At 41.3% G+C, this 16273-nt stretch carries 11 protein-coding genes and 1 pseudogene; 5 read left to right on the top strand and 7 right to left on the bottom strand.

The window, feature by feature from the left end; all coding sequences use genetic code 11:
- Positions 1-31 precede the first annotated feature (31 nt).
- Positions 32-868 (top strand): carbohydrate ABC transporter permease, encoded by an 837-nt coding sequence (locus V7K40_RS17395; RefSeq protein WP_334961752.1) that lies wholly within the window; start codon positions 32-34, stop codon positions 866-868.
- A 21-nt stretch (positions 869-889) separates the two neighbouring features.
- Here the strand turns inward: V7K40_RS17395 and V7K40_RS17400 are convergent, their stop codons facing one another.
- Both V7K40_RS17400 and V7K40_RS17405 read right to left on the bottom strand, forming a co-directional pair.
- On the bottom strand, positions 890-1603 hold the full coding sequence (locus V7K40_RS17400) for a sugar transferase (protein WP_334961754.1): 714 nt from the start codon (positions 1601-1603) through the stop codon (positions 890-892).
- A 571-nt stretch (positions 1604-2174) separates the two neighbouring features.
- Entirely contained in the window at positions 2175-6242 is a 4068-nt protein-coding gene (locus tag V7K40_RS17405) for a hypothetical protein (protein WP_334961756.1), read from the bottom strand.
- A gap of 555 nt (positions 6243-6797) precedes the next feature.
- On the opposite strand from V7K40_RS17405, the gene V7K40_RS17410 reads away from it, so the two are divergent.
- The 3 genes from V7K40_RS17410 (at position 6798) to V7K40_RS17420 (ending at position 9510) form a co-directional block, all read left to right on the top strand.
- Entirely contained in the window at positions 6798-7499 is a 702-nt protein-coding gene (locus V7K40_RS17410) for a Crp/Fnr family transcriptional regulator (protein WP_334794584.1), read from the top strand.
- Between the two features lie 10 nt (positions 7500-7509).
- Entirely contained in the window at positions 7510-8247 is a 738-nt protein-coding gene (locus V7K40_RS17415) for a DUF2232 domain-containing protein (protein ID WP_334961759.1), read from the top strand.
- A gap of 69 nt (positions 8248-8316) precedes the next feature.
- Complete coding sequence (locus tag V7K40_RS17420; RefSeq protein ID WP_334961761.1) at positions 8317-9510, top strand: TIGR00303 family protein; 1194 nt, start codon at positions 8317-8319, stop codon at positions 9508-9510.
- Between the two features lie 435 nt (positions 9511-9945).
- Here the strand turns inward: V7K40_RS17420 and V7K40_RS17425 are convergent, their stop codons facing one another.
- On the bottom strand, positions 9946-10317 hold the full coding sequence (locus tag V7K40_RS17425; protein WP_334961763.1) for a hypothetical protein: 372 nt from the start codon (positions 10315-10317) through the stop codon (positions 9946-9948).
- A gap of 356 nt (positions 10318-10673) precedes the next feature.
- Between V7K40_RS17425 and V7K40_RS17430 the strand changes: the two genes are divergently transcribed.
- A complete protein-coding gene (locus tag V7K40_RS17430) occupies positions 10674-11840 on the top strand; it encodes an extracellular solute-binding protein (protein ID WP_334961765.1) in 1167 nt (388 codons plus the stop codon).
- Between the two features lie 119 nt (positions 11841-11959).
- On the opposite strand, the gene V7K40_RS17435 is transcribed toward V7K40_RS17430, so the two are convergent.
- From V7K40_RS17435 to V7K40_RS17450, 4 genes and pseudogenes are all read right to left on the bottom strand, one after another.
- Complete coding sequence (locus V7K40_RS17435; RefSeq protein ID WP_334961767.1) at positions 11960-12535, bottom strand: hypothetical protein; 576 nt, start codon at positions 12533-12535, stop codon at positions 11960-11962.
- A 90-nt stretch (positions 12536-12625) separates the two neighbouring features.
- Positions 12626-13402 carry a class I SAM-dependent methyltransferase gene (locus V7K40_RS17440; RefSeq protein ID WP_334961769.1) on the bottom strand — a complete coding sequence of 259 codons (777 nt, stop codon included), beginning with the start codon at positions 13400-13402 and terminating at the stop codon, positions 12626-12628.
- A 122-nt stretch (positions 13403-13524) separates the two neighbouring features.
- Positions 13525-13713: pseudogene (locus V7K40_RS17445) on the bottom strand (hypothetical protein); the annotation flags it as partial.
- Between the two features lie 115 nt (positions 13714-13828).
- Positions 13829-16240, bottom strand: coding sequence for an AAA family ATPase (locus V7K40_RS17450; RefSeq protein WP_334961771.1), 2412 nt, complete (start codon positions 16238-16240; stop codon positions 13829-13831).
- Positions 16241-16273: the final 33 nt, after the last annotated feature.

Here is a 16273-nt window from a genome sequence, read left to right on the forward strand (position 1 = left end):
TTGAGAAAAGCTAATTTCCCTTATTAATCAAATGTTGAGCTGGAAAAAATCACGATCGCAAATTCTGCTAATGTATGCGCTATTGGGAGCGATCGCACTGGTGATGCTCTTTCCTTTACTATGGCTAATTAGCACAGCCTTGAAATCGCCTACGGAAAATATTTTTCAGTCGCCGCCACAGTTGTTGCCTACCTCACCAACACTAAATAACTTCTTTAGTGTCTGGAACTCTCTACCTTTTGGACAATACTTGTATAACAGTACTTTGGTGTCGGTGCTGACTGTCGGCTTAAATCTGCTGTTTTGCGCTTTAGCTGCCTATCCGTTAGCAAGATTGTCGTTTGTCGGGCGAGACTGGATTTTTGTAGCGATCGTCTCCACGATTATGATTCCCTTCCAAATCGTGATGATTCCCCTGTATATTTTGACAGTCCAGTTGGGTTTGATAAATACTTATTTAGGGATGATTTTTCCTAGTTTAGCTTCTGCCTTTGGCATTTTTCTGTTGCGCCAAGCTTTCATGAGTGTCCCCAAAGAAATAGAAGAAGCCGCTCGAATGGATGGTATTTCCGAGTTAGGATTGTGGTGGCATGTGATGTTACCAGCAATTCGTCCAGCACTGGTAACTTTAGCTATTTTTGTATTCATTGGTGCTTGGAGTGACTTTTTGTGGCCTTTAATTGTCATCCAAGACGAAAATTTATACACTCTTCCCTTGGGAGTCGCAAAGCTAGTAGGTACATTTTCCCTTGACTGGCGGTTAGTAGCTGCTGGTTCAGTGATTGCGATCGCCCCAGTATTATTACTATTTATATTTTTACAACGTTACATTGTACCTACGGAAACTGGTAGCGGGGTCAAGGGTTAAACAGGTGCGAGTAGCAATAAATTAATAAGCACCAGTCTTTTTTAATACTACCCAGATAGTTTTAACAATCAGACTCAAGTCGTAAGTTACAGACCACTTGTGTTGATAATCTATATCCATCTTGACAATGATTTCAAAGTCTTTGATGCTCGAACGACCATTAGCCTGCCATTCTCCGGTAATACCTGGCTTGACTCGCAATCTATTCCAGTGATGTGGATCGTAATGCGTGACTTCATCAGGAGTCGGTGGACGAGTACCAACTAAACTCATGTCCCCTACTAGAACATTCCAAAATTGGGGGAATTCGTCCAAGCTAGTACGCCGCAAAAATTTACCTACAGGAGTAATCCGAGGATCGTCAACAGATTTAAAGATGTGACCTTTAGCTTGGTTTTCGACCAAATGCTTGAGTTTATCGGCATCGACGATCATAGAACGGAATTTCCATATCCGGAAAGTTTTTCCGTTCAAACCGCAGCGCATTTGGGAATAAAATATTGGACTTGGTTCATGAATAACGGTAGCAATTGCTACGGGAATTGCTATTAAAAATGTAATCATCAGCCCCACAATGGCTCCGATAATGTCAATTAATCGTTTAGCCACGCTTACAGTTGAAGGATGTAAGGGCTGTTGTGAGCAATCAACTGAATAAAGATAAAGATGATTCACAAGGGCTAATTTATCTACAACAGGACTTTTTGCATCAGTAGTGTGTGTAGATATGGACATAATTTTGTTAATGTGATTTTTACTGCTTTGACCATTTCTACTGAGTGTTAACATACACAAAAATTAAACAAAATAAAAATCGAAAACTCAAAATTTACAGAATCTTTCAATTAAGATGATGAATTATAAATTTCCAGTATTTTTCCGTTAAGATACTGCTACGATTCACAACCAGTAAATTCCGAGTAAACAGTAGTTTTCCTCAGAAAATTACGCGTTGTAGCTGGGAAATTTTTTAGAGAGCAGGCTGTCCTAAGGGACTTCCAAATAAAAAATAATTAATCGTTTTGGGAAGCAGGGGGAGAAGAAATCGGATAGTCGTATTGGATTACAGGATTTGAGTAATTTAATTTTTGTCAGTTCCTAAAGTAATATAGCAGTCCTAAATGATCCGTGAGAATGAATCAAAGCTGTAATGCTTCTCAAATAAAGATTTTTATCTCAGTATTTTCTCACTAATGATTCTAGATTGCTATAGTACCGCTTTGTATAATTCAAAATTCAAAATGCTTACCTCACAAGCATTTTGAATTTTGATTAGTATCCTTATTTACACTGTGATCTACTAGTCTCAATGATCAACCTCTAAGGCGAAATTCACCGTATATGGTTCCTCCAATGATTGCTGATTACTAGCCTTGATCGCATCTAAGTAGCGACGTAAAGACAATACTTGTTGGGAATTGGGACGATAAGTGAGACTCCCTTGTTTTTCAAAAAGTGGGGCTGTGGCGATCGCCTGATAGTCAGGATTTTCTTGTGAACCGTGAGTGAGCCAGGTTGATTCTGTAACTGAAGGTATCAAACCCGAAGGCAGTTCACCTTCCAAAAAAGCCAGCAGCCGTTGCTGACAAGTGCGAGTATTGATCCCACAACCCTCAAATAACTGGATAACTTCACCAAAAGATAAGGGTCGATCTGGTAGCAGCCGCAGCAATTCTGTAAACAGGAAATAATCAGTGTATTGTTGCCTGGGTATATCTAATATTTGGGGATGCAGAGGCAGCATCGCCAATCCATAAGCAACCCGACTACAATTGGGAGCGCCGTTTTCGCCGAGATATAAATCTTGAATAATCTTAGCGTTGGGGAGTTTTTGCCGTAACCAGCGGTTTACCGTCCCGACACAAGCCACTCCACCAGTCAGGATCGCTTGATTAATAGCTTCTGTAGGGATACCACGAGCTACCAATAACTTGTTGAGTTCTCGGTTCAGGCGGCGCACAAACGGGATAAATACCTGGCTTTCTAAGTCTCGTCGTTGCAAAATCCAGAGATGATCGGCCAATTCCAGGGTAAAAGAGTCTTGGTGTTGCAAAATCAACTTTAGGGCAAGTGCGGCATCCAATACCGCCTGTCCCAGCAGAGAACTTTCTAGACGCTGTTGGAGGCGAATCCGAGCGGTGATATCTGGTTCCCCGACTCTAGGTAGTTCTAATTCTTCCAACCCTAAACTCTGCCAACGCATTTGGTCTAAACCGGGAATTGACGGTTGCCATTGCCAAGGATTACTAGTAATAGTTTTGCGATCGCTTTGTGTTTGAGGGCGTGATTGCCGAGATTTCGGTGGCAATAGCAGCTGGCAGATAATATCTTGTTCAATTCCCTTGCCAGCATAGGCAAAACTGTGGAGCATGAAATCATTGTATGTCAATTGCAGCAATGTTTCTGGTATATCTACCAGTAACATTTCTGTGGCAGTTGTCCCAATGTTAATCACCAGGGTGTTGCCAACAATGGGATGTTCGCTGGTTTTCGCCGGATGAGAACCCTGATGTTGGCTTAATTTTATTTGCTCACCGTTAGCAGCATCAAGTTCCGGGAGTAGACTAGCGATCGCTTCTTCCACAAAAAAGACTTGCTGCGGATGTTGGATGAGTTTGCTGGTGAGCAAAGCTTCCCGCACGTTGAAGCGGTATTGTTCCGACCAGCTAGATGGGCAGGTGCAAATCACACCAGCAATATTATTGATAATCTGCGGAAAATTTTGTTCGCTGATCCCAACAGCAGCAGCCCTTAAACTAGGGGTGGTACTAGTCTGATCGGATTTGAGGGTTAATAGTAGCTTAGAGAGCGATCGCACAACCCAAATCAAAGGTCCCGCCGAAAATTCATTTAATTGCAAAACAGGTTCCCATTTTTGCCGTTCACTCTTGTAGGGAATGGCTACTTGTAAATAGGGCTTCAACTGCGCCGAGTAGAGATTATTTTTCGTCGGCTCTGCTGTTGATCTAGGTGTTGCCGGAGTGGTAGCTGAGTGGTCAGGCACTTTATCTTGGGCAACAGCCGCAGGTGCTATCTGCTCATGTGTTTCGATACTTTCATTTTCCCCGTGGGGTACAGAAGCTGTAGGTAGATAAACCTCTGTTGGTAAACGAAATGATTGCTGGAAGGAACTTGTTCCTGACGGATTTTCTGCTGACCAGTAGATAGGATGTACAACAAAAGTCGAGCGATTTAATAATGCGGCAGAAATTCCTGTTGTACCTAAATCAATTCCTAAATACCAAACTGATTCTAAAACATTAAGCGAAACTTCTGGATTGGTGATCGAGTTGGAAATTGAAGGTAAAGAAATGTCTTGAACAGGAGTTGTAACTTCCTTTTTTTTTTCAGTTTCTACCTGGGGAACTGCCAAACTTGAGATAGCAGCAGTTGAGGTGTTTTCTGCTGTTTGGATATTTTCTGTTTGCGGTTCTGGGGAAGTTGTGGGGATTGTGTCTTGAGTTTTAGCAATTAGTTCAGAGAAAATATCCAACTTGGTAGCTGGCTCCGACTCAGAATTTAGCTGCCGATCAAAATTAGCCAAATCCCGATCTAATTGTTGCAACTGCTCTTCATCTAAGGAAATATCAGGTAAGATTTGAGCCTGGTTTGACTCTAAAGAAAGTAAGTTTTCTTGGGGTGAAGCAGCAACGTAGTTATCTAAAAACGGTTCTGGCTGCTCGTCGTTATTTAATACTTCCGATGTGGCGATACCTTCTCTACGAGACGCTCCGAGAACTGTAGCCTTTGCCAACGCAATTTCTGCTACTTCTGGAGTAACTGGTGCTGTAGTTGTGGCATTATCCACAGAAGATGATACTTCCGGCAGTTGCTGATCACTACCTGCATCAGCCAATAGCTCAGTTAGGGTATTAATTGTATCAACACTAGCTGGCTGAGTGTCTTGCAACAAGGAACTGTCTGTTTGTGGCACAGAGTTGCTAAGAGGCAAGTCTTGGTCAGTATCCTCTTCAAAAAATAGTTCTGACTGTGGTTCTGATGAATCTGTGGTTTCTACTGGAGTCTGTTGAGTTGTTTGTAGGTGAGTGTTGCTCAGATCCAACAGATCAATCTCTGGTGTCACAACCGCAGAATCCGCGGTTGGAGGCACAGGTGGACTTTCAGCGATGTTCAACGTTGATGGGGAGGCTGGGGAAGCAAATAAGTCATTTGTGACAACCTCAAGACTTGGGTTATTAAGATCACCAGTACTAAACAAACTGGCGTAAAGCTGGTCTACTTCATCACTAATTAATGCAGAAATATCTTGCGGTAATTCGGTCGGGGTTTCAGAAGATTGAGACGAGTCTAAGCCAAGCTGCAACAGCACTGCATCTAAATCCTCTGTGAGGGTAGTATCCTGTTGCTCAGAATTAATTGTGAGTGAAGATGAAGTTTCTGGCTGGGTCAGCTCCAAGGGTTGGGGCGCAACTTCAGTACTGCTCTCGGCTGGGTTTGCCAATGATGGTGGTGTTTCAGATTCTCCCTCAAGGAAAGATGACTGGGAACTAGGGGATTGTTGCTGCAAATGCTGGGTGAAATTGTTGAGAAAACTAGTCATCAACTGTTCGCCTTGCATTCCCTTGCTATGCATTCTTGCCAGTGCTTGCGACAGAGATTCGTCATAAGTATTAATGTTGCGCTGTAGTGCCTCAAAGACTACATTTACCGTCCCATCTAGCGATAATAGGCGTTGATCCAACTCTCTGGCCAACTGGGTTAACTGCTGCACGCGGTCTGGGGATTCTAATAAAGGTTGAGTTCCAGAAGTTGCGTGATTAATTCCTCCTGAAGAACTGGTGGAATTTTCCCCCGTCTGTGCTATCAGTGGCGTTAAAGTTGGCACAAGGCGACTCATGAGTACCTGTAAAAACTCGGTAATTATTTGCTCCTGGTTTGTCAACTGCTGCGCTAGAGAGTAGTTTTGCAAACGCTTTTGTTCTAGCTGGCGAATTTCCTGGATGAGAGTGGCTCGCTCTTGCAAGAGCAATTCTAATTCCGATCGCAATGGCTCTATCAAGCTCGAAAATTCACTTTTTAATTGTCCTGCCCCAACAGTACTCTCTTCCTGACTGAATTCGAGCGGCGGTAGTGGATACTGGTTATAATCATGATCAATAAATTTTGTTAATAAAGGCGATGGCTGTGCCAACGCCAAGGGTGAACGCGGTTCTTCAGAAGACTGATTTGGGATGCCGCTCTCTAATGCTTCTTTTTCTTGTAGCCTTACCAAGAAGTTGCGAATTCGTTCTAAAACCTCTTTAGGCTCTTGCGTCTGACCAAGCAGAAATCTAGACAGGCGCTTACCACTGCTGGCAAGTAAGTTGTCAATGTCTGCGATCAGCTTTTGAATTTCATCTGCACTGGAAGTCACTTTTATCACCTTACCTAAAAACGTATGTCAACTAATGTAACAATTCCTTTCCAATCACCGTACCCCTGTGGGGTCTTGCTATGCGTAGCATCGACCATAGGAGAAGTTTTGAGTGGCAAAAGCCGTTGCTTGGATTTGTGACTGTCATTATGTTATGGATTACTGGGAGTCGTGGCAATCTTCAGTCAGCATTTGTTTAAGAAGCTTAGTTTTGCAGGTCATTGGTTGCCTATTTTTGAAAATCGCTAAAATACCTGAGCAATAATTTACTCCCTTTAGTATCATTAATGTTGTTTGTCTATATTCTTAACTAATCAAGTTTGCAGTGCAGCTAGCCCCTAAGCAATACAACTGTCGGCTATAAACTACTTTTTGCAAAACTTTTACCCCATTTAAACTTACAGGTAAAGATTATTTATAAAAACGTTCTTGTCGCTTTCTTATGTAGCATAGTTGGTTTTCCCTTTGAAAGGGGGCTGTGCAATGATAGCTTAGGCTATAAAATGGCGCTCTTGTTTGTTGTGTGTATATAGCAGCTTGAATAAAGATGTCATAATGGAAGACCGATATAGCTTGCAAGCACAGGCTCATCCCTGGATGATCACATCGGCTCCCTTTTTTCAAGGGTTGCCAAAAACTGCTGTGGAATCAGCCCTCATCCATCTTGTCACCCGCACTCACCCAGCCAATCAGGTGATTCTACTGGAAAATGACTGGGGTGGTTCTGTGTATTTTATTATGGACGGATGGGTAAAAATTCGCACCTACAATCTGGAAGGAAAAGAGGTAACGCTGAATATTCTTGGCAAAGGGGAATTGTTTGGTGAAATGGCAGCGCTAGATGAAGTACCTCGATCAACAGATGTGATTACCTTGGCCCCAACAATAATTGGCAGTATGCCTGCTCAGGATTTTATCAAGTTACTTCAAATAGAACCCTTGGCGGGAGTTCGATTAGCGCAATTAATGGCACGACGTTTGCGGCAAGTAAATCGCCGATTGCGGTTGCGGGAATCTGATAGCCAGTCACGAGTGGCAGATACGTTGCTATTTTTGGCAGAAGGACAGGGAAAAAAAGGGCAAACAGGAACTGAAATCCCCAATTTACCTCATCGGGAATTGAGTAGTTTGAGCGGACTGGCGCGGGAAACGGTCACACGAGTATTGACAAGGCTAGAAAAAAAAGGCTTGATTAAACGGGATCAAGACAATATTTGTATTCCCGATTTGTCAGCCTTGGAAAGAATGATAGTGTAAAGTACCAAATATGAGTATTTTAGATTCTCTGCCAGATGAGCCGCAAGAAGATCCATCCCCTGAATCTCCAACTCCCCACAATCATTGGTTAGACAAAGAACAGCAATTAACACCTCCTCAACTCAAGGCTGATGCGCCCTTGAGAATGGTGGAAACGGCATTTTTAGCCAGTACCGCTAGCTTGATTTGGTTTATTAATTTCTATTTTCCCTTGGGCCCAGTTTTACGGATATTTTTTCCGGTGCCGATCGCTCTAGTTTATCTGCGTTGGGGCAAGCGGGCGGCATGGATGGCAGCACTCACCTCCGGGTTACTGCTGACGGTACTGATGGGACCAGCCCGCAGTTTGCTGTTTGTCATGCCCTACGCGTTTATGGGCGTGCTTTTGGGGGCGACGTGGTATCGTCGTGTTCCCTGGATTGTTTCTATCACGTTGGGTACACTTTTGGGTACTTTGGGAGTATTTTTTCGGCTGTGGTTGCTGTCTGTTTTGTCAGGTGAAGACCTGTGGATTTATGTGATTACCCAGGTGACTGAATTCATTGAGTGGGTATTTTTGAAGCTGAGTTTATTGGCGAGTCCCAGTGTATTTTTGATTCAAGTGGGAGCGATCGCTCTAATTGTACTCAACAACTTTATCTACCTTTTTGTGGTACATCTGGCAGCATCGTTTCTTTTTGACCGCCTGGGCAATTCCATTCCCCGTCCACCACGCTGGGTGCAAGTCCTCATGGATTATGAAGGATAGTGACCAGTTGTGAGTTAGGAGTTATGAATTAAACTCCTAACTTACAACTCCTAACTCCTAACTTTTTAAATGATTAGTATTTATACCCAAGAAGAACAGGGTGAAGAATGGCTACGACGGTATCGTGGTTGTCTACCCGTATTTGCCTGTGTTTTAGGATTTACTGAAACTGGTTTAATTCCAGGAATTTCAGCGGCTGGTCGTACTCCAGAGGATCGAAAATACACTGCTTGTGCCGATGCCGAGTTTTTGTATTACGGCCCAGAACATAAGCCGCAATATCCCCTACCACCATTAACGGCTGGGGCTTCACCTGTATTGATTTCTCGCGCTGTTTTGGAGTCACTAAAGATACCAGTTCATTTGTTTAATGCTGGTTTACCTCAGCCTCCTGCTGTGCCAGTTATTGATTTGGGTGGCGCTCCTGCTAGATGTTTAAGTGGAGGTGCTGCTATGGAAATCACAACGGTACATTATTTGTTTGAACAAGGGCTACTTTGGGGAGAACGTCTTGCTACCAATATCAAACAGGGGTATCTGATTGTCAGTGAGTGCGTCGTTGGAGGCACTACAACTGCCCTAGCAATTTTAACTGGTTTGGGTATAGAAGCTGCCGGAAAAGTTAACAGTAGCCACCCTGTTTGTAACCACGCGCAAAAGTGGGCACTAGTGCAAACTGGGCTGGAGCAGGGAGAGATAAACTTCCAATCTCCAATCCAAAATCCAAGTTGCGCTGTCAGCGCACCTTTGGTACGACCTAAAATCCAAAATTCTATAGATCCTCTAAAACTCGTCGCCGCTGTGGGTGATCCCATGCAGGTGGTGGTAGCTGGGATGGCGATCGCTGCTAGTCGTAGTTGTGGTGTAATGCTTGCTGGTGGGACGCAAATGCTGGCAGTTTATGCGCTGATAAGTGCGATCGCTCAAGCTTACGCCTTATCATGGCAACCAGAAGCAGTAGTTGTAGGCACAACCCGCTGGGTGGCAGAAGATCCTACTGGGGCTACGGTTGACTTAGCCCTCAACTTAGGAAAAGGCAGCTTAACTCAGAGTGGAGGAACCCCTCCCCTATTAGCAACTCATCTGAGCTTTGCTGATTCTCGTTATCCCCAACTGAGAGCTTATGAGCAGGGCTTTGTAAAAGAAGGTATGGGTGCTGGAGCCGCTTGTATAGCCGCCCATCTTAGCCAAGATTGGCAGCAAAGCCAACTTTTGGCAGCGATTGAAGCCCAACTTGAACGGCTAAGTACAGCATTTGATTAATTCGTAGCGAATTAAATTTGGCACGACTCTACATTTATCTGTAAAGTTCATGGTGCATCTCCAATCTAGATTACGTTCAAATATGAATTATCCTACTTTTACTTAAATAGAACTTACGCAAAAATCGCCAAAAAGCTTAATTTATCGGAGACATGTAGTGGCTTGCCGCAGGCTACCGCCAACTCTTGGAGCTTTCACAACTAAGGCACGAAGATCACGATTAACCAAGGCACGCAAGCTGCTAGCTACAAATAGATATATCACACTATTACGTAGATATATGTAATAGTGTGTTTAACTTTTTTATGAATTTGATAGCTGGATTAGTTGCTTATATTTAATATATGCCCACAAAGCCATCACTCGACATTAAACCTAAAGGCTTGTGTTTCCTACCTCCAGCCATTTTTTTAATTCGTTAAACTTAGGTTAAATTTAATGAATTCTCTCTTTGAGTAATTGTTCTTCTAAAGCAGCAATGCGATTGTATGCTGCTGTTAATTGTGCTGTCAGTCGTTGTATTTGAATTTCTGGTGTTATGTTATCTCCACTTTGACGATGCATGTCTAGATAAATGCCATCTGTCAATACATCCTTATGTTCCATTTCTGGATTTAAGCTGATACGTCCTTTGAACTGGTAGGCTCCAGCCACGTCATTTTCCTGATAATTATCCTTTGCTTGTGTATTTGCTAAAGAACACTCTGAGAAAGCTTGAGTGACTTTACCATCAAGCTGCTCAATTACTTGGCACAGGGCATCCAGTTTTTTGCTTAAAGTCAGGATCTGCTGCTGTAATAGCTCCATTTAATACCTTTATCCGTACATTTTCTATATGTTATTCAATTTACTCCCAATCTTAACAATACTTATGAATTATTTAAGTATTGATAATTTTTGGGGAAAATGTGACATTTAAATCATTACTTCTAAATATAAGTAAATATTTACTACAAGTAGCACTAAGGAAATTTATGGGGAAAAATTAATGCTTAGGCAGTTATTTGCCGAAAAACTCGCTAATTTGAGTTAAATATTCAAATTTATCCGTATTATTAAGGAAAAATATCGATAATTTTCCAACTCCACTTTTTCAGCTAGTCAGCCTCTGGTAAATCTCTGCTTAATATTAGGTATAATCAAAAATCTCAAATCCAAAATCAATGGATCGACGGTCTTTTTTGCTAGGTACAAGTACACTGGCACTTTCACAATTGCTTTTTGGCTGTGGTGGAAACAAGCAAACGCAACTAAAAGTACAGTTATTAAAAGGTTCTATACCTGGTCAGGTGGTGAATCAGTTTCACAAAGGTTTGCAGCAACAGGTGCAGTTAAAGTTTGCTCCAGTCGAGCAGATACAGGATTTATTTCGGCAATTACAAAATTGGCAGCAGAAACCAAAAGCCACTGATGAGCAGGGATGGAGGCGTTTAAGGCGTTTAATACCTTTTGGGCAAAGTCAAAAAGCGGCTGACGTAGACCTAGTGACATTGGGAGATTACTGGCTAAAAGCAGCTATTGAGCAAAAACTGATTCAACCACTCCAAGAGATACAGGGAAACCAATTAAAGCAGTGGTCTGCTTTAGATGAAAGGTGGAAAAAACTGGTAACGCGTAACGACCAAGGGAACTTGGATACTCAAGGGAAGGTGTGGGGTGCGCCTTATCGGTGGGGTAGCACAGTGATTGTTTATAACCGTGACAGCTTGCAAAAATTGGGATGGACGCCCAAAGATTGGAGTGATTTGTGGCGAGATGGAATGCAGCAGCGCATTTCCCTACTTAATCAACCACGAGAAGTTATTGGTCTGGTCTTAAAGAAGCTAGGAAAATCTTACAATACAGAGGATCTTAACCAAGTACCAGACTTGGAAAAGGAATTACAGATATTAAATCAACAGGTGAAGTTCTACAGTTCCGATAACTACTTGGAACCTCTAATTATGGGAGACACTTGGCTAGCAGTTGGTTGGTCAAGCGATGTACTACCAGTTCTGGGACGTTATCCGCAACTTACCGCAGTTATCCCCCAGTCAGGAACAGCAATCTGGGCAGACTTGTGGGTACGTCCCGCTGGTATTACTACAGGTACTTTATCAGATCAATGGATTGATTTTTGTTGGCAACCAAGCACAGCTAAACAAATTTCGGTGCTGACCAAAACTAATTCACCAATTTCTACAAATATTGCAGCTGACGATATCCAAGAACCATTATGGAGCCTGTTACAGAGCGATCGCAAAGTTTTCGATAAAAGTGAATTTTTGCTTCCCTTACCCCCATCAGCAATAAAACAATACGAGTCTTTATTCGCCAAAATTAAAATTTAATTGGGCATTGGGCAAAACAGTTCCTCTTTTTTGAGTTCTGAGTTCTGAGTAAATAAGTGAGATTCCCCATTCAGCACTCAGCACTCAGCACTTAGGATTACTACTCCCCACTCCCTTTTTTACAAAGAACGCTGTAACCCTATCTTGTTCTTAACAGTCGTTTGGATACTGCATAAAGCTGGACTTGTACTAAAGTTGCAAGTGTAGGTTGCCAAGGGTTCTTTTTGATAATTAAATACCCGGACATTGTAACCAAAGTTCCGTGCAGCGCTACCCAAGCGATTTACAAAGTCGTAACGCTGTATAGTGTCTAGTAAGCTCCAAATTTGCTGATTCACGATCAAGTCTACCCGTGCAGGTTCTTTTTCAGAAGCTGGATATGCTATCCAATTGTCCAATAGCTTTTTCTCAGAGTTTTGTTGTGCCCACCATAAACTGGGAACGGTCAATTGTGCTGGGTTAACGGTGTTAGCTGTGATCACATAATCTTTTGGCTTGGTTAATAAGTCTAGTTCCAGAGGCGCACTAGAAGGCGACGGTATTGGGGGGGTTTGCGCTAGTGAGGGCGGGACTAGTAAAGTGGTGAGGCTAATGGTTAGTAGTAATGAAAACGATATCTGGCGATGGCTGCGCCAACGCCTGCCGTAGGATGCCCAAAGGGCTGTAGGGCGATCGCACAATTTAAGTATATGCATAACTGATACTAATTCGTAATTCGTAATGACGCTGGCGGACTCGCTACCGCTACGCTAACGTAATTAAAGACAAGTCAAAATTCGCACAATTTAAATTTTAATAGCAACGATGCGAATTCTTCGATAGTCTGCTGTCCAAGTTCCTTGTTGATACAGCGTCGGCTTGAGATATTCCTCTACGGCGCGAATTACTTGTGTTTGTTGGTCAGCAGGGAGCAATGTTAAAAAAGTACTGGCGAACATCTGAATCCAGTTTGCCATACCTGCTTCTCCCTCTACTAAAGGAGTTGGACGAGCAAAAAGCATGGCATGAATGACATCAAAGCCTTGCTGTTCCAGTAAGCTGGCGTACTCTCCAATACTGGGGTAATACCAAGGATTCTCTACTTGTGCTTGAGGGATACCAATAGACTCTAAAGCGCTGTATAAAGCTTTGATGATCGCCTGTATATTCCCCTTACCACCAAATTCTGCCACAAAACGCCCTCCGGGTTTTAGGGATTGATGTATGGAAGCGATCGCACTATCTGCTTCTTTCACCCAATGTAATACAGCGTTGGAAAATACAGCATCCAATGGCTTGTCTACTTGAAAGTTCCTAGCATCAGCAACATCAAAGCGGATATGGGGATAGTTTTGTCTTGCCTTCTCGATCATCGTGGCTGCATGATCAACTCCCATTACTTCAGCCCCAGCTTGGGCAATTTTTTCTGTGAGTTGTCCAGTACCACAGCCAAGATCCAAAATCGATTCTTCTGGCTTAGGGTTGAGGAATTTTAGTAAGTCCTCGCCATACTGCCAGACAAAGGCGTGTTTCTCTTGGTAAAGGGCAGTATTCCAATTATTGGGTATGGAAATATTATGCATAACTGTAAAAGTACAGATTGTTGGCTTGCCAATTCTCAACCATATGTTTGAGGTAGATGATTGGCTGATGATCACAGTAAAAAAGATTTTTGCTTATGTCCAATATATATTTTCACCTTAACTAATATTTTAAAGATATCCGACTTAGTAAAATTTTGTACCTGCATTCTTGCGTTAAACCGATCTAAACCGAAGTAAATCGCATCTATCCCATTTTCCACAGCAGCTTTAACACAATTCCAATTACCTGCTAGCGTGAGTAGTTCAGGATATTGAAGGGAAGGTTGGGAAAGGGAGCGATCGCTTTTTATCAGATTTCGGGAGGGTTAACTAGTACCATAGTGATTTTATCGAAGTTGGTGGGGGATGGTGGGGAAAGCATAGGGTGAGGTTTGGTTATTTAGCATTCTGATAATGAATTTTTACTTAAGTCCAACGTTGACTGATGCGTTCTCGTAATTTTCTTTGGCTATCATAAATTTGTTTTTGAGGTAAAGAAATATATAGACTATCTTGTTGCAAACAATATTCAACAAATAATTTAATAATAACTACCCAATCTTGTCGAGTTCTTTTCTTTTTAAGAAAATCACGTACACGCATAAGATAACTTTGACTAGCGATAGGCGTATTTAAAGCCATTTGACCTATATAAATTCCTTCTTTTTCTTCAACAGCAAATTCGTAATGTATACGTCCGCAAGGAGTAATTTTAACTCTTTGTGATTCGTAAATATTTGCATCAGTAGGGTCATAGGTTTCAATGAGGCGATAATCCAGAAGAGCCTTTAAGTGTTCCTGAACTAGAATCCTGTTGATTGTCACAGGTTCAAAATAATTTAGAATATCATCAATATACAGATAATTCTTTTCTGCATCTGAGTTCTCAGAATATGTGTCAGATAATAAGCGTAGTATAGATAACCTCAGTAGTGGGCTTGTAATACTGCTAGGTTGAACTTCAAAAAGGTTTAAAATAAAATTGCTATCTTTTTGATAAAAGTGATTATAATCTCCAACTAATAGTGCTTTTTTTATTTGCCAATGACTAATGTAAGACTTTTTCCCAATTACATAAGCATTTACAAGTAAAGAAATATCAGTGATTGGCGAAGTGATAATTCTTCGAGCAATTTGTAAACTTCTTCTGATATCATGATTAGAGAGCCACCCTACTACGCGTCCTATGTAATCTTCATTAATAAATATATCTTCTACAGCAAAAGCAAAAGCACTAATGTTAGGAATTGATAAGCGAATACCTTTTTTAGTAAAGTATTTTTTACTCCCTTCTGAATCTTCTATTGCTTTTTCTTTTATAAATTCTATCCGTTTAGCTAAAACGTCTTTTGTAGACGGTACAGGAAGATAAAAAGCTTGATTTTCATATGACTGTAGTGGGCCTGACTTTGACAACTGCCAAATCGTTCGATCTGTTATTGGACAAATAATAAATGAAAAAACTTTTCTATATATAGATTGTGCATATTGAAACACTGCTTCTTGGAATATCTGTGGGAAATGATCAGTGTTATCAAAAACTATACATGGCATTAATCCTCTTGCTTTAGTAGCATTTTTAATCAATTTCATTACATAATCATCTGGATGTTTTTCAGTAAAATCTACAATGTATTCTCCAAATTTTTCCTTAAATTCATTTTTGTTCCTTTCATACAAAGGCCTACGCTCACCACATCTCCATCTTTGATATTCTTGATAAAATACTCCTTGAAGTTCGCTAAAAGATGGATATTCACCCTTAAATAAGCCCTTTTCTAACTCAATTTTTAGTTGCTCTGTTAGCCAACTAGTAATAGTAGCTTGTTCCCCATTAGAATCAGCTAAATCAACCCTAATTAATAAACAATTTTCTCTAAGACTCTTGTCTAATATTAAACGAAAAAATCTATCAATAAATGTAGTTTTACCAGCTCCTTTATTACCTATTATTAAAACAAATTCTCCTTTCTGTAATTCTACAGCATTACGGATTTGATTTTGTAGCTCAATACCCTTCGCCGAATTAACAATATCAATCCTATTCAATAAATTTCGTGTTATTTTTTGTAAATTTTCATCGGCTTCTCTACTTTCTTTTGATTCCACAAAACATTTAGCAAGCATATCAGGATCGTCTTCCCCTGACATACTAGTGAAAAAGCTGTGGTAGACATTCTCAATATCTTTGAATAATCCAGACTTTGTAAGTAAATATCTATCAGAATTCTCAAGTACTGAATAAAGAGATTCATTATGACTAATTTTTAATCCTTCCGCCTCATATATGTACGTTTGGTATAAATTTTTTAAGATTCCCTCTCGTGAGAACACGTCGTAGAAGGTAGCAAAATTCTGTTGAATCGATTCAAGGTTAGGGAATACAATTGCTTTACCCTCACTTGGAGGCGTACCGTCAGTACGAAGGGCCCAGAAGCCAATCCACTCAAAACCTGTTGTCAAAGCACAAAACAGCACAGCTTTGTCAGTACAATAGCGTTTTGCTTGATTTAATCCATTCGCTGCTGACTGAAGCGCAGAACCACCAACTTTGTACCAAGCCATACCTGGTTGACGAGTATCAATCAGTAGTTTTGATGTTCGCTTCGCCTCCACTACAAGCCTGCTGCGTCCTGTAGACGTTATTAGGTAATCAATATAGCCACTGTCTGTATGAGGCTCTGTAAGAATTTCTTCTCTCTGCCATCCCAAAACTTCTGTCAAAATGCGGTCAATAACTTGGAATCGTGCATCCTGTTCAGTCTCAATTTTTATGCAGCTTTGTGTTAATTCTGTATATAGTGAGTTAAATTTTTCTTTTGCTTGATCAATATTCATTAGCATCTAATCCTTTGCAGATACTACAGATTA

It is taken from the genome of Nostoc sp. (assembly GCF_036917195.1).
Lineage (GTDB): Bacteria > Cyanobacteriota > Cyanobacteriia > Cyanobacteriales > Nostocaceae > Nostoc.

Excerpts from the sequence above, each read along its gene's own strand:
- V7K40_RS17415 (WP_334961759.1), top strand. The coding sequence starts at position 7,510 with ATGAGTATTTTAGATTCTCTGCCAGATGAGCCGCAAGAAGATCCATCC.
- V7K40_RS17420 (WP_334961761.1), top strand. The coding sequence starts at position 8,317 with ATGATTAGTATTTATACCCAAGAAGAACAGGGTGAAGAATGGCTACGA.
- V7K40_RS17400 (WP_334961754.1), bottom strand. The coding sequence starts at position 1,603 with ATGTCCATATCTACACACACTACTGATGCAAAAAGTCCTGTTGTAGAT.
- V7K40_RS17450 (WP_334961771.1), bottom strand. The coding sequence starts at position 16,240 with ATGAATATTGATCAAGCAAAAGAAAAATTTAACTCACTATATACAGAA.
- V7K40_RS17425 (WP_334961763.1), bottom strand. The coding sequence starts at position 10,317 with ATGGAGCTATTACAGCAGCAGATCCTGACTTTAAGCAAAAAACTGGAT.
- V7K40_RS17430 (WP_334961765.1), top strand. The coding sequence starts at position 10,674 with ATGGATCGACGGTCTTTTTTGCTAGGTACAAGTACACTGGCACTTTCA.
- V7K40_RS17440 (WP_334961769.1), bottom strand. The coding sequence starts at position 13,402 with ATGCATAATATTTCCATACCCAATAATTGGAATACTGCCCTTTACCAA.
- V7K40_RS17435 (WP_334961767.1), bottom strand. The coding sequence starts at position 12,535 with ATGCATATACTTAAATTGTGCGATCGCCCTACAGCCCTTTGGGCATCC.
- V7K40_RS17395 (WP_334961752.1), top strand. The coding sequence starts at position 32 with ATGTTGAGCTGGAAAAAATCACGATCGCAAATTCTGCTAATGTATGCG.
- V7K40_RS17410 (WP_334794584.1), top strand. The coding sequence starts at position 6,798 with ATGGAAGACCGATATAGCTTGCAAGCACAGGCTCATCCCTGGATGATC.